The following is a 20,428-nucleotide window of genomic DNA, read 5'->3' as shown; positions in this document are numbered from 1 at the left end:
TTCAAGCCTTAAACGTCAGCAGCCGGACCGCCAATCGGTTTTTCCGGACGCTCATCCTGCACGACAGGCGGCGGAGGCGTACCGGTGCCACCCGACCAGTCGCGAGGTTCGCGAGGTGTGCGGCCGGCCATGATGTCGTCAATCTGCTCGGCATCGATGGTTTCGTACTTCATCAGCGCATCAGCCATGGCATCCAGCTTGTCACGGTTATCCGTGAGGATCTGCTTGGCGGTGCCGTAGCACTGATCAATGATGCTGCGCACTTCGGAGTCGATCAGTTTGGCTGTCTCACCGGAGAAGCTGGCAGCCTGACCACCACCGCCACGACCGAGGAACACTTCACCCTCTTCTTCGGCATACATCAGCGGACCGAGTTTTTCCGACAACCCCCATTTCGTCACCATGTTCCGGGCAATCTGACTTGCACGCATGATGTCGTTGGAGGCCCCGGTAGTCACACCATCGAAGCCCAGGGTCATTTCTTCAGCGATACGGCCACCGTACAACGAGCAGATCTGGCTGATCAGCGCACGTTTGGACAGGCTGTAGCGATCTTCTTCCGGCAGGAACATGGTCACACCCAGCGCACGACCGCGCGGAATGATAGACACCTTGTAGACCGGATCATGCTCGGGAACAACGCGACCGACAATGGCATGGCCAGCTTCGTGGTAGGCCGTGTTCTGCTTTTCTTTCTCGGACATGACCATGGATTTGCGCTCGGCACCCATCATGATCTTGTCTTTCGCCAGTTCGAACTCTTTCATCTCGACGATACGCTTGCCGCTACGGGCAGCGAACAGCGACGCTTCGTTGACCAGGTTGGCCAGGTCAGCACCGGAGAAACCAGGAGTACCACGCGCGATCACTGCCGGAGCAACGTCGTCGCCCATTGGCACTTTGCGCATGTGCACTTTCAGAATCTGCTCGCGACCACGAATGTCTGGCAAGCCAACCACCACCTGACGGTCGAAACGGCCCGGACGCAGCAGCGCAGGGTCGAGCACGTCCGGACGGTTGGTCGCAGCAATCACGATGATGCCGTCATTCATTTCGAAGCCGTCCATCTCTACCAGCAACTGGTTGAGAGTCTGCTCACGTTCGTCGTGACCGCCACCCATGCCGGCGCCACGATGGCGACCTACGGCATCAATTTCGTCGATGAAGATGATGCAAGGGGCGTGCTTCTTGGCCTGCTCGAACATGTCGCGGACGCGGCTGGCGCCGACACCGACGAACATTTCGACAAAGTCGGAACCGGAAATGGTGAAGAACGGCACTTTCGCTTCGCCGGCAATCGCCTTGGCCAGCAAGGTTTTACCGGTACCCGGCGGGCCGACCATCAGCACGCCGCGCGGGATACGACCGCCCAGACGCTGAAATTTGCCCGGATCACGCAGGAACTCGACCAGCTCGCCGACTTCTTCCTTGGCTTCGTCGCAACCGGCAACGTCAGCCAAAGTGGTTTTCACCTGATCTTCAGAGAGCAGGCGCGCCTTGCTCTTGCCGAAGCTCATCGGCCCGCCCTTGCCACCGGCACCACCCTGCATCTGGCGCATGAAGAACATGAACACCGCGATGATCACCAGGATCGGGAAGCTGGCTACCAGAAGCTGAGTCCAGATGCTTTGCTGTTCAGGCTGCTTGCCTTCAACCACAACGTGATTGTCGACCAGATCGCCGATCAGGCCATTGTCCTGAATTGCCGGACGAATGGTCTTGAAGCTGTCGCCATCGGTGCGCTTGCCGGTAATCACATAGCCGTCAACGGCTACGCGCTCGACCTTGCCATCCTTGACCTGCTGGATGAAGTCGGAATAGTTGAGGGTCTGCGGCTCGTTAGGGCTGGAGAAGTTGTTCATCACCGTCACCAGGACTGCCGCGATGATCAACCACAGGATCAGATTCTTTGCCATATCGTTCAATTAACTACCCTCTGAAGCAAGCTCCGCTACTGGCGCGCGCTTCGCATGATATTCACCGGCCTAACTTACTACATTACCTACAACTCTGGCAGGCGCCGTCTGTAACCCTTTGTGAAACACTTTCTACACAATATTCGCTTATGCCTGCAGAGCGAAATATGAAAAACCTATCGCCCCGCCGAAAAACCTCGTTTCAGGCATCACCACCGCGATAACCCCAGGCCAGCATGTACTGCTCTCGGGAGCTGCCACGGGAAGAGTCTGGCTTGATCATCTGGATCTTGTCGAATTTCTTCCGAGCATCCTTCAGATAAACGTCGAACCCTTCGCCCTGGAAAATCTTGATGACGAAATTGCCACCGGGCTTGAGGATCCGTTCCGCCAGGTCCAGCGCCAGCTCGCACAGGAACATGGCCTTGGGCATATCCACTTCGGGCGTACCACTCATATTGGGGGCCATATCGGAAATCACAAGGTCCACCTGCGAATTACCCACAGCCTCAAGGATTTGAGCCAGCACCGAGTCCTCAGTGAAGTCACCTTGAATGAAGGTCACGTCCGGAATGCCGTCCATTTCAAGAATGTCCGAAGCGATCAGACGCCCCTGGCCACCGATCAGCCGACTGGTCACCTGCGACCAGCCACCCGGCGCCGCGCCGAGGTCGACCACGCTCATGCCCGGACGGATGAGTTTGTATTTTTCCTGGATCTCCAGAAGCTTGTAACTTGCACGCGAGCGGTAGCCATCCTTCTGCGCCTGCTTCACATAAGGATCGTTGACATGTCTTTTCAGCCAACCAAGGCTTGTCTTGGAACGCGCCATTGGGCACCTCGATGATTAGGGTCGTGATTAGTTGGGCGGATCCACGAACCCTCGGGTAAAATGGCCGCCATTTTACAGAATCCAGACGAAAGGGTCAGATTATGCCGCTCACTCCAGAGCAGAAGAAACAGTACAAATCCATCGGCCACCACCTCAAACCAGTGTTGACGGTGGCGGACAACGGTTTGACTGAAGGTGTTTTAGCCGAACTTGAACGCGCCTTGGCCGATCACGAGCTGATCAAGATCAAGCTCAATATCCTTGATCGCGAGTCGCGCCTCGCGCACATCGCCGAGCTGTGCAAGGTCGGCAAAGCGGACCTGGTTCAGGTCATCGGCAAGATGGCTCTGGTCTACCGCAAGAACTTCAGCGTCAACAAGCAGCTGTCGAACGTTCATCGCTTCAAGTGATGCGCAGGGTCAAGGGTGTGCTTCGCGCACCCTGCCACCCCATCCCGGCACCGGCTGCATGACCAGCACCAGCCCGGAAAAACCCAGCACCAGATAACTGAATACCTGCCAGCGCTGCGCATCCGGCCAGCCGACACGCACGGCGACATACATCGCGCACGCGTACAACGCCATCAACAGCACCTGCCCGCGAAAATCCCGCCATAGACTGGCAAGGCCCTCGGCCTGTACCAGCACCAAAGCCTGAAAGATCACGCACAGAGCGGCGAATCCCACCACCAGCACTTCGAAAGCACTGGCCACTTCGTCGATCAACAGCGGCGCCAGACCGATCCGACCCAGCGCCGGCTGCAAACCGACATGAATCAACCATAGGCCACCGACCCAAAGCATCTGGGTCAGTTGCCAAAGCATGGCGCCCGCATGCAGCGGGCGCCTTCTTTCAGATGTGACGAACTTCAACAATCTCGTACTCGATCACGCCGCTTGGCGTTTTGACGGCGACAACGTCACCCTCTTCCTTGCCAATCAAGGCGCGGGCCAGCGGCGAACCGACGGAGATCTTGCCGAGTTTGAAGTCAGCCTCATCCTCACCCACGATGTGGTAAGTGACGCTTTCATCAGTCTCGACGTTGGCGATCTCGACGGTGGTACCGAAAATCACTTTACCGGTGTGAGGAATGGTCGTGACGTCGATGATGACCTGATTCTGAATCCGGCCCTCGATATCACGAATACGCGCTTCGACCATGCCCTGCTGTTCGCGGGCAGCATGGTATTCAGCGTTTTCCTTCAAGTCACCCAACTCGCGGGCCGTACCGATGTCCTGGCTGAGCTTCGGACGGACGACCTTGGTCAGGTGAGCATGCTCCTCTTCCAGGGCGCGAGCGCCCTGAACAGTCATTGGGTACTTGGTTATGCTCATGCCTTCAATCCTGCGTGTAGATCCTGCAAGCGGCGCACGGTCTTTTCCGGACCGAACTTCAGCGCTTCGCAGATCGCTTCGCCCGCAGCAATAGTGGTGGTGCAGTAGATCTTGTGCTGCAGGGCGTTGCGACGAATGGAGTACGAATCGGCGATCGACTGACGACCTTCGGTGGTGTTGATGATCAGCGTGACTTCGTCATTCTTGATCATGTCGACCACGTGCGGACGACCCTCGGTCACCTTGTTCACGCGGCGCACTTTCAGGCCTGCGGCTTCGATCAGCTTGGCAGTGCCGGCAGTGGCGACCACTTCGAAGCCCAAGTTGATCAGATCACGGGCCACGCCTGCAACCAGTGGCTTGTCGTCATCGCGCACGCTGATGAACGCGGTACCGCCGGTCGGCAGAACTTCGCTGGCACCCATCTGCGCCTTGGCGAATGCTTCGCCGAAGGTGTCGCCGACGCCCATCACTTCACCGGTCGACTTCATCTCTGGGCCGAGGATCGGGTCAACGCCAGGGAACTTGGCGAACGGGAACACCGCCTCTTTCACGCTGTAGAAGTTCGGGATGATTTCCTTGGTGAAGCCGATTTCCTTCAGGGTCTTACCGGCCATCACGCGCGCAGCGATCATGGCCAGGGAAACACCGATGCACTTGGAAACGAACGGCACGGTACGCGAGGCGCGCGGGTTGACTTCGATGACGTAGATGTCTTCGCCCTGCAAGGCCAATTGCACGTTCATCAGGCCGACAACACCCAGCTCCAGGGCCATTTTCTTGACCTGTTCGCGCATCTCGTCCTGGATGTGCGCTGGCAGCGAGTACGGCGGCAGCGAGCACGCGGAGTCACCGGAGTGAACGCCCGCCTGTTCGATGTGCTGCATGATCGCGCCGATCACTACATCTTTGCCGTCGCAGACCGCATCCACGTCCATTTCGATGGCGCAGTTGAGGAAGTGGTCGAGCAGCACCGGGCTGTCGTTGGACACTTGCACCGCGTCACGCAGATAGCGCTTGAGTTCGTCTTCCTTGTATACGATTTCCATCGCACGGCCGCCCAACACGTAGGACGGGCGCACCACCAGCGGATAACCGATCTTCGCCGCAGCACGAACGGCTTCATCTTCGCTGCGCACAGTGGCGTTTGGCGGCTGACGCAGGTTCAGGCGCTCGACCATTTGCTGGAAGCGCTCGCGATCTTCGGCGCGGTCGATCGCGTCAGGGCTAGTGCCGATGATCGGCACGCCAGCAGCTTCCAGAGCACGAGCCAGTTTCAGCGGAGTCTGGCCGCCGTACTGGACGATCACGCCTTTCGGCTTCTCGACGCGGCAGATTTCCAGTACGTCTTCCAGGGTTACCGGCTCGAAGTACAGACGGTCGGAAGTGTCGTAGTCGGTGGATACGGTTTCCGGGTTGCAGTTGACCATGATGGTTTCGTAGCCGTCTTCGCGCAGGGCGAGCGCAGCGTGAACGCAGCAGTAGTCGAACTCGATGCCCTGGCCGATACGGTTCGGACCGCCACCCAGAATCATGATCTTGTCGCGACCCGACGGTGCTGCCTCGCACTCTTCCTCGTAGGTCGAGTACAGGTAAGCGGTGTCGGTAGCGAACTCGGCGGCGCAGGTGTCAACGCGCTTGTAGACCGGGAACACTTCCAGCTTCTGACGATGCGTACGCAGGTTTTTCTCGGTGACGCCCAGCAGTTTCGCCAGACGCTGATCAGAGAAGCCTTTGCGCTTGAGCTTGAACATCAGGTCGCGGTCGATCGAGGACAGACCGAGGGTCTTGACCTTCTCTTCGTCCTTGATCAGGTCTTCGATCTGCACCAGGAACCACGGGTCGATCATGTTCATGCCGAAGATGTCTTCGACCGACAGACCGGCGCGGAAGGCGTCAGCCACGTACCAGATACGCTCGGCGCCCGGCACGGTCAGTTCGCGCTTGAGCACGCTCATGCTGTCCGGGTTGCTCAGATCGAGCTTCTCGTCCAGACCGCAAACGCCGACTTCCAGACCGCGCAGGGCTTTCTGCAGGGATTCCTGGAAGGTCCGGCCGATGGCCATGACTTCACCGACCGACTTCATTTGCGTGGTCAGGCGTGCGTCAGCCTTGGCGAATTTCTCGAAGGCGAAGCGTGGCAGCTTGGTGACGACGTAGTCGATCGACGGTTCGAAGGACGCCGGGGTCTTGCCGCCGGTGATGTCGTTCGACAGCTCATCAAGGGTGTAACCCACAGCCAGTTTGGCCGCGACCTTGGCGATCGGGAAACCGGTGGCTTTCGAAGCCAGTGCCGAGGAACGCGATACACGCGGGTTCATTTCGATCACGACCATACGGCCAGTGTTCGGGCAGATACCGAATTGAACGTTGGAACCACCGGTCTCGACGCCGATCTCGCGCAGTACCGCCAGCGAGGCGTTACGCAGGATCTGGTATTCCTTGTCGGTCAGCGTCTGGGCTGGAGCTACGGTGATCGAGTCGCCGGTGTGCACGCCCATCGGGTCGAAGTTTTCGATCGAGCAGACGATGATGCAGTTGTCCTTTTTGTCGCGGACAACTTCCATTTCATATTCTTTCCAGCCGATCAGCGATTCGTCGATCAGCAGCTCTTTGGTCGGCGACAGGTCCAGACCACGGGCGCAGATTTCTTCGAACTCTTCACGGTTGTAAGCGATACCGCCACCGGTGCCGCCCATGGTGAAGGACGGACGGATGATGCACGGGAAACCGAGGGTTTCGAGGACCGCGTTGGCTTCTTCCATGCTGTGGGCGATGCCGGAACGCGGGCACGCCAGGCCGATGGATTTCATCGCCTTGTCGAAACGCGAACGGTCTTCAGCCTTGTCGATGGTGTCGGCGTTGGCACCGATCATCTCTACGCCGAACTTCTCCAGAACGCCTTCGCGCTCCAGGTCCAAAGCGCAGTTCAGAGCGGTCTGGCCACCCATGGTTGGCAGCACGGCGTCCGGACGCTCTTTTTCGATGATCTTGGCCACGGTCTGCCACTTGATCGGTTCGATGTAGGTGGCGTCGGCCATGTCCGGGTCGGTCATGATGGTGGCCGGGTTGGAGTTCACCAGGATGACGCGGTAACCCTCTTCGCGCAGGGCTTTGCAGGCCTGGGCGCCGGAGTAGTCGAATTCGCAGGCCTGGCCGATCACGATCGGGCCAGCGCCGAGAATCAGGATGCTTTTAATGTCTGTACGTTTTGGCATGGTTTGTCACTCAAATCCGCAGGTCAGTCGGCAAGCCGTCTTGATCGATTTCTGAAGTCCCGAAGGGGCCGCCGGTACCGGGGCCGCCCTCGAGGCCTTCTCTCTACAGTCTCAAGGCGAACGCTTAGCGTCGCTTGGCCATCTCGTTGATGAAGCGGTCGAACAGTGGCGCGACATCGTTCGGGCCCGGGCTCGCTTCAGGGTGACCCTGGAAGCTGAACGCGCTCTTGTCGGTGCGCTCGATGCCTTGCAGGGTGCCGTCGAACAGCGATTTGTGGATCGCGCGCACGTTGGCTGGCAGGGTGGCTTCGTCTACCGCAAAACCGTGGTTCTGGCTGGTGATCATCACCACGCCTGTATCCAGATCCTGCACCGGGTGGTTGGCACCGTGGTGGCCGTGGCCCATTTTCAGGGTCTTGGCGCCGGAGGCCAGAGCCAGCAGTTGGTGGCCGAGGCAGATGCCGAATACCGGCGTCTCGGTTTCCAGGACTTCCTTGATCGCCTGGATCGCGTAGTCGCATGGCTCCGGATCACCAGGGCCGTTGGACAGGAACACGCCGTCCGGCTTCAGCGCCAGCACATCGGCGGCTGGAGTCTGCGCAGGCACTACGGTGACGCGGCAGCCGCGCTCGACCAGCATGCGCAGGATGTTGACCTTGACGCCGTAGTCGTAAGCAACCACGTGATATGGCAGCTCGGAAGCTTCGATGGTCGCGTGGCTGTCGGTTTTCAGATCCCAGACAGTCGAGCGCCATTCGTATTGGGTCTTGGTGCTGACGACTTTCGCCAGGTCCATGCCCTTCAGGCCCGGGAAGCCCTGCGCAGCGGCGATGGCTGCTTCTTCGGAGATGTTGTCGCCGGCCATGATGCAGCCGTTCTGAGCGCCTTTTTCACGCAGGATGCGGGTCAGGCGACGGGTGTCGATACCGGCGATTGCCACTACATTGTTGGCTTTCAGGTAATCAGACAGGGACATCGTGTTGCGCCAGTTGCTCGCTACCAGCGGCAGGTCACGGATGACCAGGCCAGCGGACCAGACGCGGTCGGACTCGGCGTCTTCCGGCGTGGTGCCGGTGTTGCCGATGTGCGGGTAAGTCAGGGTAACGATCTGCTGGGCGTAGGAAGGATCGGTAAGGATTTCCTGATAGCCGGTCATTGCGGTGTTGAACACCACCTCACCAACGGTCTGACCGTCGGCTCCAATGGCTTCGCCGCGAAAAATGCTGCCATCAGCAAGGGCGAGTATGGCTGGCTTAGTCAAGAAGACCTCCCGTAAATAACGCATGAAAGGGCAATCGCAGGTTGTAAAAAAGCGGAGTGACGTATGGACACGTCACCCCGCTTCTTCACTGAAATTATTCTGCGCGCTTTTAGTGGACACACTAAAGCTGTAGCTTACAGAAAAGGGCGTTTTTGGTCCACCGCTAAAGAGCCTTAAAGGCCGGAGAATGCGACAGGTCGTCGCCAAGCGGTAAAAACCGGCGCAAAACGGGACGTTTGCGCCGGGTTCAGCAACGACTCAACGCAGGTCGAGTACGTCTTGCATGTCGTACAGGCCCGGCTCGCGACCATCCAGCCACAGCGCCGCACGCACCGCGCCCTTGGCGAAGGTCATGCGGCTCGATGCCTTATGGGTAATCTCGACGCGCTCGCCATCGGCAGCGAACAGCACGGTGTGATCACCGACGATATCGCCAGCACGCACGGTGGCGAAACCAATGGTTTCACGCTCACGCGCACCGGTCTGGCCTTCGCGACCGTAGACCGCGACCTTCTTCAGATCACGCCCCAGCGCATCAGCAATCACTTCACCCATGCGCACCGCCGTACCGGACGGAGCATCGACCTTGTGGCGGTGGTGGGCTTCCATGATCTCGATATCGACATCGTCGCCCAGCACGCGCGCAGCGGTGTCGAGCAACTTCAGGCACAGGTTGACGCCGACGCTGAAGTTGGCGGCGAAGACGATCGGAATGTCCTTGCCCGCATCGGCCAGCAATTGCTTCTCTTCAACACTGAAACCGGTGGTGCCGATGATCATCGCTTTGCCGTGCTTGCGGCAGAACGCGAGATTCTTCAGGGTCACGGTCGGGTGAGTGAAGTCGATCAACACATCGAACTCTTCAACCACACGATCCAGATCACCGGACAGCGGCACGCCGATACGGCCCAGCGCTGCCAGCTCACCGGCATCCGCGCCGACCAGCGTGCTGTCGGGACGATCGACCGCCGCCGTCAGACCGGCGCCCGGCGTCTGCTGCACCGCTTCAATCAGGGTCTTGCCCATGCGCCCGGCGGCGCCCATCACTGCAATACGTCGCATGCCGACTCCTTACAAATCGCCGAAGAAACGCTTCACACCGTCGAACCAACCGGTGGTTTTCGGCGAGTGGCTGTTGTCGTCGGCCAGGGAGCTGCGGAATTCTTCCAGCAGCTCACGCTGACGACGGTTGAGGTTGACCGGCGTTTCCACAGCGACACGGCACATCAGGTCGCCGGCACCGCCGCCACGCACTGGCGCAACGCCCTTGCCGCGTACGCGGAATTGCTTGCCGGTCTGCGTGCCTTCAGGGATTTTCAGTTTGACGCGACCGTCGAGGGTCGGAATCTCCAACTCGCCGCCCAGTGCAGCGTCGACGAAGCTGATCGGCACTTCGCAGAACAGATGCTTGCCGTCACGCTGGAAGATGTCGTGTTCGCGCACATTGATCACAACGTACAGGTCGCCAGTCGGCCCGCCCTGGGTACCCGCCTCGCCTTCGCCGGACAGACGAATGCGGTCGCCAGTATCAACACCGGCAGGCACTTTGACCGACAGGGTTTTGTACTCTTCGACACGACCGTCGCCGTGGCAGGAGTCGCACGGATCGGAAATGATCTTGCCCTGGCCATGGCAGCGCGGGCAGGTCTGCTGCACCGAGAAAAAGCCCTGCTGCATGCGCACCTGACCGATGCCGCCGCAGGTCGGGCACGTCGTCGGCGACGAGCCTTTCTTGGCGCCGGAACCATCGCACGGTTTGCAGTTGACCAGTGTCGGAACGCGGATATTCACCGACGTACCGCGCACCGCTTCTTCCAGATTCAGCTCCAGGGTGTAGCGCAGATCGCTGCCACGCTGAGCGCCGCCACGGGCACCGCCGCGACCGCCACCGAAGAAATCACTGAAGACATCGCCGAAGATGTCCGAGAAGTTCTGGCCACCGAAACCGGCACCGCCGCCACCCATGCTCGGATCGACGCCGGCATGACCATACTGGTCGTATGCCGCGCGCTTGCTGGCGTCGGACAACACTTCATAGGCCTCGTTGGCCTCTTTGAATGCTTCTTCGGAAGCTTTGTCGCCGGGATTACGGTCGGGGTGGTGCTTCATGGCCAGGCGGCGATAGGCCTTCTTCAGGTCCGCTTCGCTCGTGCCCCGCTCGACACCCAATACTTCGTAATAGTCACGCTTTGCCATAAGTTCTTTGCACTCTTAAGGACGTTCGGCAAACCCCTCCTGAGCCTCGCCAAACTCGTTGAGCCCCCATTAAGGCCCGGACCCAACTCACGTCAATTCAACGATCCTGGTCTTGATTGATGCGGTATCTGCGGCGCGAAAAGCAGGAGCATTTTCAGCCATACCACCAACACGCGAGCGTTGTCGCATGCTGTAAAAATTCACGTATTCCAGATACGCCAACGCGGGAGGCAAGCTCCCGCGCGGCGACATCCTACCAGTCACCGCCGCAAGGCAGTCAACCGGGCGACCAACAACTTACTTGTGGTCTTTGACTTCTTCGAACTCGGCGTCGACAACGTCGTCAGCCTTCTCAGCCGATTCGCCTTGCGGGGCTGCGCCATCAGCTGGCTGAGCCTGTTCGGCGTACATCTTCTGAGCAACCGGAGCGGAGACTTTCGACAGCTCTTCAACCTTGGCTTCGATGGCAGCCTTGTCGTCGCCTTTGACGGCGGCTTCCAGCGCAACCACTGCAGCTTCGATTGCAGTCTTCTCTTCAGCGGTGACCTTGTCGCCTGCGTCAGCGACCATCTTGCGAGTCGAGTGCACCAGTGCGTCACCCTGGTTACGGGCAGCAGCCAGTTCTTCGAACTTGCGGTCTTCCTCGGCATTCGCCTCGGCGTCACGCACCATGCGCTCGATTTCTTCGTCGGACAGACCGGAGTTGGCCTTGATCACGATCGACTGGGTCTTGCCGGTAGCCTTGTCTTTCGCGCCGACGTGCAGGATGCCGTTGGCGTCGATGTCGAAGGTCACTTCGATCTGCGGCACGCCACGTGGAGCTGGTGGAATGTCGGCCAGGTCGAACTTGCCCAGCGATTTGTTCTGTGCAGCTTGCTTGCGCTCGCCCTGCAGAACGTGAATGGTCACAGCACCCTGGTTGTCGTCGGCAGTCGAGAACACTTGCGATTTCTTGGTAGGAATCGTGGTGTTTTTCTCGATCAGCGCGGTCATCACGCCACCCATGGTTTCGATACCCAGGGTCAGCGGGCTGACGTCGAGCAGCAGCACGTCTTTAACGTCACCGGCCAGAACAGCGCCCTGAATCGCAGCACCCATGGCAACGGCTTCGTCCGGGTTGACGTCTTTACGCGCTTCTTTACCGAAGAAATCGGTAACCAGCTTCTGCACCAGCGGCATACGAGTCTGACCACCGACCAGAATCACGTCGTTGATCGCGCTGACGTCGATACCGGCGTCTTTCATGGCAATGCGGCAAGGTTCGATGGTGCGCTGAACCAGGTCTTCAACCAGTGCTTCGAGCTTGGCACGGGAGATTTTCACGTTCAGGTGCTTAGGACCGGTCGCGTCTGCAGTGATGTACGGCAGGTTGACGTCGGTCGACTGAGCGGACGACAGCTCGATCTTGGCTTTCTCAGCGGCTTCTTTCAGGCGCTGCATGGCCAGCGGGTCACCTTTGAGGTTCATGCCGCTTTCTTTCTTGAATTCGTCAACGAGGTAGTCGATCAGACGAATGTCGAAGTCTTCACCGCCGAGGAAAGTGTCACCGTTGGTGGCCAACACTTCGAACTGGTGCTCACCGTCAACCTCAGCGATTTCGATCACGGAAACGTCGAAGGTACCGCCACCCAGGTCATAAACGATCACGGTGTGATCGCCCTTGGCCTTGTCCATACCGTAAGCCAGAGCGGCTGCGGTTGGTTCGTTGATGATGCGTTTTACGTCCAGACCAGCGATGCGGCCGGCGTCTTTGGTGGCTTGACGCTGGCTGTCGTTGAAGTAGGCCGGAACGGTAATCACCGCTTCGGTCACTGCTTCGCCGAGGTAGTCTTCGGCGGTCTTCTTCATCTTCTTCAGAATTTCAGCCGAGATTTGTGGCGGCGCCATTTTCTGGCCGTTCACTTCTACCCAGGCGTCATTGTTGTCAGCCTTGACGATCTTGTAAGGGACCATCTGGATATCTTTCTGCACAACTTCTTCGTCAAAACGACGACCGATCAGACGCTTTACCGCGTACAGGGTGTTGTGCGGGTTGGTTACAGCCTGACGCTTGGCCGACTGACCTACCAGAATTTCGCCATCGTTGGCGTAAGCGATGATCGACGGCGTGGTACGCGCGCCTTCAGCGTTTTCAATAACTTTGGCTTTGCCGTTTTCCAGCACGGAGACGCAGGAGTTGGTAGTCCCCAGGTCGATACCGATAATTTTGCCCATGTTCACTCTCCCGAAACTTTGGATTTTGTTGCCGCAGCAGTGGTGGCTGACTGCGGTAGCACTTAAACGCTTGACTTCTAAATGGGGGCCTTGCGGCTAATTTCAAGCCTGCTCGTCAATCGAAGGCGAAACCGGTGCCGGCGCCTTGCTGACCACGACCATCGCCGGGCGCAGCAGGCGACCATTGAGCTGGTAGCCCTTCTGGAAAACCTTCAACACGCTGTTCGGCTCGACGTCGGCACTTTCCTGCATGGCCATCGCCTGATGGTGAACGGCGTTGAACGGTTCGCCATGCGGATCGATCGCTTCAAGCTGGTAGCGCTTGAGGGTGTCGTGGAACATTTTCAGGGTCAGCTCGATGCCTTCGCGCATCGGGCGGATGCTTTCGTCGTCCGGGCTCGACAGCTCGAGGCCGCGCTCCAGGCTGTCGACGATCGGCAGCAGGTCGCTGGCGAATTTTTCCAGGGCAAACTTGTGCGCCTTCTCGACGTCCTGCTCGGCACGGCGGCGAACGTTCTGCAGATCGGCAGCAACACGCAGAGACTGATCCTGCGCGGCGGCCAATTGCTCTTCGAGCACTTGCACACGGGTCGCCAGGTCGTCACCCGAACCTTCGGGCGCCTGATTGGCTTCTGGGTTTTGCGTATCTACTGTCTGTTCGTCAGCCATAGAATTCTCCTTTCAATTTCGTCCGCGAGCCTGACTCGCGCTTCTGCCCCGATATATGGGGCCGCAAAATCAGGCTTCAAGGGCTGCAATCGATTGTCCTTACAAAAAAGTGCTGAATAGTCATTCTTGAATGCGCTAAGAAAACTTTGCGATCAAGCAAATCGAGCTAAGCGAGGGCATTGTCAGGCCTGAACAAAACACTGTATAAATAACCAGACCTCAAGCCTGGGAGCTGCCTTTATGCTGGTGCACCTGTCCGTACATAACTACGCCATCGTCGAACATCTCGATCTCGAACTTGATCGCGGGATGAGCGTGATCACAGGGGAAACAGGCGCCGGCAAGTCGATCATGCTCGATGCCCTGGGCCTCACCCTGGGTGATCGCGCCGACAGCGGCGTGGTTCGCCCGGGCGCTGATAAAGCCGACATTCTCGCCACCTTCGATCTCGCTGATATCCCTGAAGCCAGCGCCTGGCTGGCCGAGCGCGATCTGGAAAACGACGGGCCGTGCATCCTGCGCCGGGTCATCACCTCGGAAGGTCGTTCGCGCGGTTATATCAACGGCACGCCCTGCCCGCTTGGCGACCTCAAAGCCCTCGGCGAGCTGCTGATCGATATCCACAGCCAGCATGAACATCAATCGCTGCTGAAAACTGATACTCATCGCCGCCTGCTCGACGAGTACGCCGGCGCCACCGACCTGGCGCGTCAGGTGCAGCTTGCCGCGCAACGCTGGCGTCAGACCCGCCAAGAACTGGAGCGGCTGTCCAACTCCGGCGACGAACAGCGCGCACGCCACCAACTGCTCAGCTATCAGCTCGAAGAACTGGAAAACCTCGGCCTCGGCGAAAATGAACTGGAGCAGCTGGAGCAGGAACACAAGAACCTGACCAACGCCGAAACCTTGCTGGGCATTTGCCGGCAAGTGGTCGAGCAATGCAGCGAAAGCGACTCCGGCAATGTGCTGAATGCGCTGACCGCCAGCCTCAATCGACTTTCCAGCGTGAACAGTTCGGTGGGGGCGCTGGGTGAAGCCAGCAGTCTGCTGACCAGCGCACAGATTCAGGTAGAAGAAGCAGTCGGCGAGCTCAATCGCTTCCTCGACAACTTCGATGCCGACCCGGCTCGTCTGCAATACCTCGAAGAGCGCCTCGACGCGATCTACACCTTGGCGCGCAAACACCGGATTCAACCGACCGAAGTCGGCGAGATGCAGCAAAAGCTGCTCGATGAAATCGAAACCCTCAACGCCAACGATGAATCCATCGAACGCCTGGGTGAAGAACTGGCGTCCTACGCCCGCCACTACCAAGAGAAAGCCCGCGAGCTGAGCGACCTTCGTCATCAAGCTGCCGGTAGCCTCGCCAGTGCAGTGGAGCAGGAAATCCAGCGCCTGGGCATGCCCGGCGGCCGCTTTACCATCGAACTGAAAGCCAACAGCAGCGATGAGTTGCTGCCGAACGGGCTGGAACAGGTCGAACTGCTGGTCAGCGCCAACCCCGGCCAACCGCTCAAGGCACTGGCAAAAGTCGCCTCCGGTGGTGAGCTGTCGCGGATCAGTCTGGCGATTCAGGTCATTACCGCCCAGACCTCCCGCGTGCCGACGCTGGTGTTCGACGAAGTGGACGTAGGTATTGGCGGTCCGACTGCCGAGATTGTCGGCCAGTTACTGCGCCGTCTCGGTGATCGCGGCCAGGTCCTGACCGTGACGCACTTGCCGCAAGTGGCGGCGCAAGGGCATCAACATCTGTTCGTGCACAAGGTTCGCGACGAGAAGGCGACTCACACCGCTGTAGCGAAGCTGACAAAGAACGAGCGCATCGAAGAAGTCGCGCGCATGCTCGGCGGCATCGATCTGACCAAGGAATCCCTGGCTCACGCGAAAAAAATGGTGGTGACCGCCAAGGCGTAATAAATAGTAGAAAGCACGAAGGCGACCCTTGGGTCGCCTTCGTTCGTTTAGCGAATGTGAAATTCGCGCGACATGCTTACTTTTTCTTGCGTACGTACAGCACCAGGTTGTGATCAACCATCTCGAAGCCATGCTTCTCGACGATCGATTTCTGAAGTTTTTCGATTTCTTCGTCGAAGAATTCGATCACTTCACCCGATTCCACGTTGACCATATGGTCGTGGTGGCCACCGTCAGCCAGTTCGAAGACCGCGTGGCCGCCGTCGAAGTTGTGGCGGACCACGAGGCCGGCCGCTTCGAACTGGGTCAGTACACGGTAAACCGTGGCCAGACCAACGTCCTCACCAGCTTCCATCAACGCCTTGTAGACGTCCTCGGCACTCATGTGGCGCTGCTCGGTAGAGTCGAGCATTTGCAGGATCTTGACCCGTGGCAGGGTCACTTTGAGGCCGGCTTTGCGTAGTTCGCTATTTTCAACCATGGTCAGCTTTCTCGCGATGCTGCTTCGCAGCTTCTCTTAATGCGGGTATGATCGGCGTTTACGTTGTCCCAGCCAAGATAGTGGAAGTCGCCCACCGATGCAAAACACCAAGCTCTTGCTAACCAGTTTCACCTTTGTGGGACTGCTCGCACTCGCCGGTTGTTCATTCCCCGGGGTTTACAAAATCGACATCCAGCAGGGCAATGTCGTCACGCAGGACATGATAGACCAGTTACGCCCGGGAATGACCCGGCCGCAAGTACGGTTTATCATGGGCAACCCTCTGCTTGCCGACACGTTCCATGCCGATCGCTGGGATTATCTGTACAGCCTGCAACCGGGTGGCGGTGAACGCCAGCAGGAACGAATCAGCGTTATCTTCAACTCCAATGACCAGCTTGTCAGCCTGTCCGGTGACTTCATGCCCGGCGTGAGCCGTGACGAAGCCATTCTCGGCAAGGACAGCGGTACTACCGTGACCGCGCCTGCTGAAAACGCCGACAAGCCAGAAGCTGAAAAACCAGCCAAACCAGGCTCCTTGCTGGATCAGATTCAGAAGGACGTCGATGGTGTGGAAACCGTACCGGTTCCGACACCAGAGCCGCTGGACACCTCGCCGCAGTAATAGGCGAGGCAATAAAAAACCCGGACATTCCGGGTTTTTTATTGCCTGCCGTTTGGCCTGATCAAGAATTGCGTGCTTTGGCCTCGGCAGCCTTGGCCGCACGCAAACGTCGAACCTCTTTGGGATCAGCCAGCAGCGGTCGATATATTTCGATCCGGTCGCCCGCCTGAACAGGGCGAGAATCCGCGTCAGCCACGACCTTGCCAAAAATCCCCAGCGGGCACTGCGCCAGATTCAGCTCAGGAAACTCGGCCGCGATGCCCGATGCGTGCACCGCAGCACGAACGCTAACGCCTTCAGCCACGCTGATCGCACGCATAACCTGCCGATCAACCGCTGCGTACACGACTTCTATCTCGATCACCGGCTTAACCATGCATCTGCTTGGCGCGCTGGCAGAAAGCATCCACCAGCTGGTTAGCCGCCTGATTGAACAACGGCCCCAGAGTTGCGCGCACCAACGGCCCGGCATAATCGAACGACAGATCCAGACTGATCTTGCAGGCCTTTTCGTTCAGCGCCTTGAATACCCAGATGCCGTGCAACTGAGTGAACGGGCCTTCCTCAAGATTCATCTCGATCGACTGCCCCGGCACCAGCGTATTGCGCGTGACGAAATGCTGACTGAGGCCGCCCTTCGCTACGCCGACACTGGCGCGCATGTGTTCTGGGGAGCTTTCCAGCACTTCAGCCTCCGAGCACCACGGCAGAAACTCCGGGTAACGCGCGACGTCGTTGACCAGGTCGTAGAGAAACTGCGCCGGGTACGGCAGGAGCGCGGATCGTTGGATATGTGTCGTCATGTAAGCGTTACTTCCAGAGCTGAGCGGCAAAGACTACAAGAATGCCGATAGGCGCCACGTAGCGCATCAAGAACAGGGACAGAGCAAATAGAACCGGGTTACGGATGGACAATTCATCCCGCACCGCTTCACGCCCCATCACCCATCCCGCGAACAGCACGAAACACAAGCCACCGAGGGGCAACATGATCCGCGAGGTGAAGAAATCGATCACGCCGAAGAAGTCGAGACCGCTCTGCGCACCCCATTGATAGAGGCTGAACGCCCCGCCTTCGTTCACGAAAAACTTGGCTTCCTTCCAGATATTGAAAGAAAACACCGTGCCCAGACCAACGAACCAGCAGGTGAACGCCAGCCAGAACGTGACCCAGATGCGGCTGATTTTAGTGCGTTCAACCAGGTAAGCCACCATTGGCTCAAGCAGCGAAATCGCCGAACTCCACGCCGCCACCGCGACCAGCACAAAGAACACCACGCCCATCAACTGGCCGAAAAATACATTACCAAAAGCAAATGGCAGGCTGACGAACATCAGTCCCGGACCTTCGCTTGGGTTCAGGCCAGCAGCGAACACAATCGGAAACAGCGCCAGACCGGCGACCAGCGATACAAAAGTATCCAGCAGCGCGACACCGACCACCGTGCCCGACAACGAGGTGTTCTTTGGCATGTAGGCGCCGTAGATCATGATCGAACCGACACCGACGCTCAGCGAGAAGAACGCGTGCCCCATCGCTGGCAGCAGGCCGTCGAGGACTTTTTCCGGGTGGAAGTCGAACATGAAATGCACGCCTTCCATGAAATGCCCGGTGGTCATGCTGTAACCCAGCAGCACCAGAATCATCACGAACAGCAGCGGCATCATGATCCGCAGGCTGCGTTCAAGCCCGGCGACCACGCCTTTGGCGATCACGAAGGCCGACAGCAGCATGAAAATCGTGTGCCAAAGTGTCAGGCGCCATGGATTGGAGATGACATTGCCGAAATAGGCGCCGACCTGATCAGCCGTCGCGCCCTGGAAATCGCCACGGCCCATGTCGACGATGTAGTCCAGGGACCAGCCGCCGACCACACTGTAGAAAGACAGGATCAGCAGGGCCGTGATCATCCCGGCGAACGCGCCCCACGACCATTTGGCCGAGTGCCCGGCTTCCAGTGCCAGCACCTTCAGGGCATTCGCCGGACTTTGCCGGGCGCGCCGGCCGATCAGGGTTTCCGCGAGCATGACCGGGACACCGATAAGCGCGATGCACGCCAGGAACATCAGCACAAAGGCACCGCCGCCGTAGACCCCGACCATGTAGGGGAACTTCCAGATACTACCCAGTCCCACGGCCGAACCGGTCGCGGCGAGTATGAATACCCAGCGGCTAGCCCAACTGCCGTGGACAGAAACCTTGTCTGTCGACATCGTTTATCACGCCCAAGCGTTAGAAAAAGAGGCCGCATTGTCCGGGATTCACTCAACCTGCTCAAGCACGCAGCAACACCGTAGCCGACAGCCGAACAACTCCATATAATGCCGCCCCTATGGCTAAACAGAAGAAACACCCAACAGGGACCATCGCGCAGAACAAAAAGGCGCGACACGATTACTTCATCGAGCACAAGTTCGAGGCTGGTCTGGTCCTGGCCGGCTGGGAAGTAAAAAGTCTGCGGGCGAGCAAGTTGCAGCTGGTCGACAGCTATGTGCTGCTCAAGGACGGCGAAGCATGGTTGCTTGGCAGCCACATCACGCCGTTGATGACCGCTAGCACTCACGTCATCGCCGACCCGGTGCGCACGCGCAAACTGCTGCTCAACCGCCGCGAGCTGGACAAGCTCGCCGCCGCCGTGCAGCAGAAGGGTTATGCCTGCGTCTGCCTGTCCTGGTACTGGAGCAAGCACATGGTCAAGTGCGAGATCGCTCTGGGCAAGGGCAAGAAGGAATACGACAAGCGTGACACCGAGCGCGAGCGCGATGCCGGTCGTGAATTGCAGCGTGCGGTGCGCAACAAGGGCAAGGAAGACTGATCTTCCTCCTTTAGCGCCAATTCGCGAGCAGGCTCGCTCCCACCTTGGAATGCATTTCAAAGGTGGGAGCGAGCCTGCTCGCGAAAGCTATTTCAGCATCAACACAAACACACCTGATCACATCCCCTTGCGCCGCTCCGCCCGAGCCATGCGCTGCACCTCCTGACGCACCTCTTCCAGCACCTCCTGCACATACAAAATATGTCGGCTGGACACTTCTCGCGCCTGCTCGGCACGCCCTTCGATAATCGCCAGATACAATTCCCGATGCTGCGAGATCAGCATGTCGCGGGTTTCCGTGCGCTGCTTGTACATGCCGCCGATGTTGGTCACGACGTTGCGCTTGAGCAGATCGAATAGTCCGCGAATCGTATGCAGCAACACCGCGTTATGGCTGGCCTCGGCAATCGCCAGATGAAACTTGGCATCCGCCGCGCCCTCTTCCGCCCGGCTGACTTCTTCGTGACGCGAGTAGCAATCCTGCAGCTCTTCGAACGCAGCGGTCAGGCGCTCACGATCGACATCGGTGGCGCGCAATGCGGCGTAGTAGGCGCACGATGCCTCCAAGGTGTGCCGGAATTCGAGCAAATCACGTTGCGCTTCGGGATTGCTTTCAAGCAATTGCAGCAGCGGATCGCTGAACGTCGAACCCAGGCCCTCCACCACATAATTGCCGCCGCCCTGGCGACTGACCAACAAGCCTTTGGCTGCCAGTTTCTGAATCGCCTCGCGCAAGGACGGGCGTGATACGCCAAATTGTTCGGCCAGCGTGCGCTCGGCCGGCAGACGTTCGCCCGACTTCAGCGTGCCCTCAAGGATCATCCCCTCGAGGCGCTCGACAATATCGTCAGACAAACGGCGCTGACGTATCTGATCAAAGCCCATAACTCATTTCTCCACGATCCCGACCGCTCGCCGGGGTGTCTATTCTGGCCTATCCGCGCGCCGCCG

General features: G+C 58.8%; 19 protein-coding genes. 4 read left to right on the top strand and 15 right to left on the bottom strand.

Annotated elements, in window-relative coordinates; translation table 11 throughout:
• Window positions 1-8: 8 nt before the first annotated feature.
• Together ftsH and rlmE are read right to left on the bottom strand one after the other, a co-directional pair.
• Window positions 9-1,916: an ATP-dependent zinc metalloprotease FtsH gene (ftsH, locus tag AB4N41_RS12640; protein ID WP_016771759.1), complete on the bottom strand. Its 1,908-nt coding sequence runs from the start codon at window positions 1,914-1,916 to the stop codon at window positions 9-11.
• A gap of 202 nt (window positions 1,917-2,118) precedes the next feature.
• The gene (rlmE, locus tag AB4N41_RS12635) at window positions 2,119-2,748 is read right to left on the bottom strand and encodes a 23S rRNA (uridine(2552)-2'-O)-methyltransferase RlmE (protein WP_056782866.1); all 630 of its coding nucleotides are present in this window, start codon (window positions 2,746-2,748) and stop codon (window positions 2,119-2,121) included.
• 101 nt (window positions 2,749-2,849) lie between these two features.
• Here rlmE and AB4N41_RS12630 point away from each other — a divergent pair, with 101 nt between their 5' ends.
• On the top strand, window positions 2,850-3,158 hold the full coding sequence (locus AB4N41_RS12630; RefSeq protein ID WP_003221534.1) for a YhbY family RNA-binding protein: 309 nt from the start codon (window positions 2,850-2,852) through the stop codon (window positions 3,156-3,158).
• A gap of 9 nt (window positions 3,159-3,167) precedes the next feature.
• Here the strand turns inward: AB4N41_RS12630 and AB4N41_RS12625 are convergent, their stop codons facing one another.
• The 8 genes from AB4N41_RS12625 to grpE all read right to left on the bottom strand — a co-directional run bounded on the left by AB4N41_RS12625 (window position 3,168) and on the right by grpE (window position 13,641).
• Complete coding sequence (locus AB4N41_RS12625) at window positions 3,168-3,572, bottom strand: MFS transporter (protein WP_150636055.1); 405 nt, start codon at window positions 3,570-3,572, stop codon at window positions 3,168-3,170.
• A gap of 28 nt (window positions 3,573-3,600) precedes the next feature.
• Window positions 3,601-4,077 carry a transcription elongation factor GreA gene (gene greA / locus AB4N41_RS12620; RefSeq protein ID WP_038861135.1) on the bottom strand — a complete coding sequence of 159 codons (477 nt, stop codon included), beginning with the start codon at window positions 4,075-4,077 and terminating at the stop codon, window positions 3,601-3,603.
• Between the two features lie 2 nt (window positions 4,078-4,079).
• Complete coding sequence (carB, locus tag AB4N41_RS12615) at window positions 4,080-7,301, bottom strand: carbamoyl-phosphate synthase large subunit (protein WP_016771764.1); 3,222 nt, start codon at window positions 7,299-7,301, stop codon at window positions 4,080-4,082.
• Window positions 7,302-7,425: 124 nt separating this feature from the next.
• Entirely contained in the window at window positions 7,426-8,562 is a 1,137-nt protein-coding gene (gene carA, locus AB4N41_RS12610) for a glutamine-hydrolyzing carbamoyl-phosphate synthase small subunit (protein WP_016771765.1), read from the bottom strand.
• A gap of 258 nt (window positions 8,563-8,820) precedes the next feature.
• Window positions 8,821-9,624: a 4-hydroxy-tetrahydrodipicolinate reductase gene (gene dapB / locus AB4N41_RS12605; RefSeq protein WP_041477928.1), complete on the bottom strand. Its 804-nt coding sequence runs from the start codon at window positions 9,622-9,624 to the stop codon at window positions 8,821-8,823.
• Between the two features lie 9 nt (window positions 9,625-9,633).
• On the bottom strand, window positions 9,634-10,758 hold the full coding sequence (gene dnaJ / locus AB4N41_RS12600) for a molecular chaperone DnaJ (RefSeq protein ID WP_016771767.1): 1,125 nt from the start codon (window positions 10,756-10,758) through the stop codon (window positions 9,634-9,636).
• A 297-nt stretch (window positions 10,759-11,055) separates the two neighbouring features.
• Complete coding sequence (gene dnaK, locus AB4N41_RS12595; RefSeq protein WP_024011565.1) at window positions 11,056-12,972, bottom strand: molecular chaperone DnaK; 1,917 nt, start codon at window positions 12,970-12,972, stop codon at window positions 11,056-11,058.
• Between the two features lie 102 nt (window positions 12,973-13,074).
• Entirely contained in the window at window positions 13,075-13,641 is a 567-nt protein-coding gene (gene grpE, locus AB4N41_RS12590; RefSeq protein ID WP_016771768.1) for a nucleotide exchange factor GrpE, read from the bottom strand.
• A gap of 240 nt (window positions 13,642-13,881) precedes the next feature.
• Here grpE and recN point away from each other — a divergent pair, with 240 nt between their 5' ends.
• Window positions 13,882-15,555, top strand: coding sequence for a DNA repair protein RecN (gene recN / locus AB4N41_RS12585; protein WP_016771769.1), 1,674 nt, complete (start codon window positions 13,882-13,884; stop codon window positions 15,553-15,555).
• 76 nt (window positions 15,556-15,631) lie between these two features.
• Here recN and fur read toward each other — a convergent pair whose 3' ends face one another.
• Window positions 15,632-16,036, bottom strand: a complete 405-nt coding sequence (gene fur, locus AB4N41_RS12580; RefSeq protein ID WP_016771770.1) for a ferric iron uptake transcriptional regulator — start codon at window positions 16,034-16,036, stop codon at window positions 15,632-15,634.
• A gap of 97 nt (window positions 16,037-16,133) precedes the next feature.
• Here fur and AB4N41_RS12575 point away from each other — a divergent pair, with 97 nt between their 5' ends.
• Window positions 16,134-16,661 carry an outer membrane protein assembly factor BamE gene (locus AB4N41_RS12575; RefSeq protein ID WP_016771771.1) on the top strand — a complete coding sequence of 176 codons (528 nt, stop codon included), beginning with the start codon at window positions 16,134-16,136 and terminating at the stop codon, window positions 16,659-16,661.
• Between the two features lie 61 nt (window positions 16,662-16,722).
• On the opposite strand, the gene AB4N41_RS12570 is transcribed toward AB4N41_RS12575, so the two are convergent.
• From AB4N41_RS12570 to AB4N41_RS12560, 3 genes are read right to left on the bottom strand one after another with little or no spacing between them, the layout of a single operon-like run.
• On the bottom strand, window positions 16,723-17,037 hold the full coding sequence (locus AB4N41_RS12570) for an RnfH family protein (RefSeq protein WP_252868784.1): 315 nt from the start codon (window positions 17,035-17,037) through the stop codon (window positions 16,723-16,725).
• Window positions 17,030-17,464 carry a type II toxin-antitoxin system RatA family toxin gene (locus tag AB4N41_RS12565; protein WP_016771773.1) on the bottom strand — a complete coding sequence of 145 codons (435 nt, stop codon included), beginning with the start codon at window positions 17,462-17,464 and terminating at the stop codon, window positions 17,030-17,032. The genes AB4N41_RS12570 and AB4N41_RS12565 overlap by 8 nt, the downstream gene beginning before the upstream one ends.
• Window positions 17,465-17,471: 7 nt before the next feature.
• Entirely contained in the window at window positions 17,472-18,875 is a 1,404-nt protein-coding gene (locus tag AB4N41_RS12560; protein ID WP_016771774.1) for a sodium-dependent transporter, read from the bottom strand.
• Between the two features lie 119 nt (window positions 18,876-18,994).
• On the opposite strand from AB4N41_RS12560, the gene smpB reads away from it, so the two are divergent.
• Entirely contained in the window at window positions 18,995-19,477 is a 483-nt protein-coding gene (gene smpB, locus AB4N41_RS12555; RefSeq protein WP_007953781.1) for an SsrA-binding protein SmpB, read from the top strand.
• Between the two features lie 117 nt (window positions 19,478-19,594).
• Here smpB and AB4N41_RS12550 read toward each other — a convergent pair whose 3' ends face one another.
• The gene (locus AB4N41_RS12550) at window positions 19,595-20,362 is read right to left on the bottom strand and encodes an FCD domain-containing protein (protein ID WP_016771775.1); all 768 of its coding nucleotides are present in this window, start codon (window positions 20,360-20,362) and stop codon (window positions 19,595-19,597) included.
• Between the last annotated feature and the right edge of the window lie 66 nt (window positions 20,363-20,428).

The sequence above is a fragment of the Pseudomonas sp. S2_A10 genome (genome assembly GCF_054668465.1).
Note: the sequence above shows the minus strand (reverse complement) of the source record. Positions and strands in the feature narration are given on the sequence as shown.

Bases quoted from the DNA above. Each gene is read 5' to 3' on its own strand.
- recN (WP_016771769.1), top strand. From the start codon at position 13,882: ATGCTGGTGCACCTGTCCGTACATAACTACGCCATCGTCGAACATCTC.
- dnaK (WP_024011565.1), bottom strand. From the start codon at position 12,972: ATGGGCAAAATTATCGGTATCGACCTGGGGACTACCAACTCCTGCGTC.
- ftsH (WP_016771759.1), bottom strand. From the start codon at position 1,916: ATGGCAAAGAATCTGATCCTGTGGTTGATCATCGCGGCAGTCCTGGTG.
- carB (WP_016771764.1), bottom strand. From the start codon at position 7,301: ATGCCAAAACGTACAGACATTAAAAGCATCCTGATTCTCGGCGCTGGC.
- AB4N41_RS12570 (WP_252868784.1), bottom strand. From the start codon at position 17,037: ATGGTTAAGCCGGTGATCGAGATAGAAGTCGTGTACGCAGCGGTTGAT.
- grpE (WP_016771768.1), bottom strand. From the start codon at position 13,641: ATGGCTGACGAACAGACAGTAGATACGCAAAACCCAGAAGCCAATCAG.
- smpB (WP_007953781.1), top strand. From the start codon at position 18,995: ATGGCTAAACAGAAGAAACACCCAACAGGGACCATCGCGCAGAACAAA.
- AB4N41_RS12625 (WP_150636055.1), bottom strand. From the start codon at position 3,572: ATGCTTTGGCAACTGACCCAGATGCTTTGGGTCGGTGGCCTATGGTTG.
- AB4N41_RS12630 (WP_003221534.1), top strand. From the start codon at position 2,850: ATGCCGCTCACTCCAGAGCAGAAGAAACAGTACAAATCCATCGGCCAC.
- AB4N41_RS12560 (WP_016771774.1), bottom strand. From the start codon at position 18,875: ATGTCGACAGACAAGGTTTCTGTCCACGGCAGTTGGGCTAGCCGCTGG.
- AB4N41_RS12550 (WP_016771775.1), bottom strand. From the start codon at position 20,362: ATGGGCTTTGATCAGATACGTCAGCGCCGTTTGTCTGACGATATTGTC.
- AB4N41_RS12575 (WP_016771771.1), top strand. From the start codon at position 16,134: ATGCAAAACACCAAGCTCTTGCTAACCAGTTTCACCTTTGTGGGACTG.
- rlmE (WP_056782866.1), bottom strand. From the start codon at position 2,748: ATGGCGCGTTCCAAGACAAGCCTTGGTTGGCTGAAAAGACATGTCAAC.
- fur (WP_016771770.1), bottom strand. From the start codon at position 16,036: ATGGTTGAAAATAGCGAACTACGCAAAGCCGGCCTCAAAGTGACCCTG.
- AB4N41_RS12565 (WP_016771773.1), bottom strand. From the start codon at position 17,464: ATGACGACACATATCCAACGATCCGCGCTCCTGCCGTACCCGGCGCAG.
- dnaJ (WP_016771767.1), bottom strand. From the start codon at position 10,758: ATGGCAAAGCGTGACTATTACGAAGTATTGGGTGTCGAGCGGGGCACG.
- dapB (WP_041477928.1), bottom strand. From the start codon at position 9,624: ATGCGACGTATTGCAGTGATGGGCGCCGCCGGGCGCATGGGCAAGACC.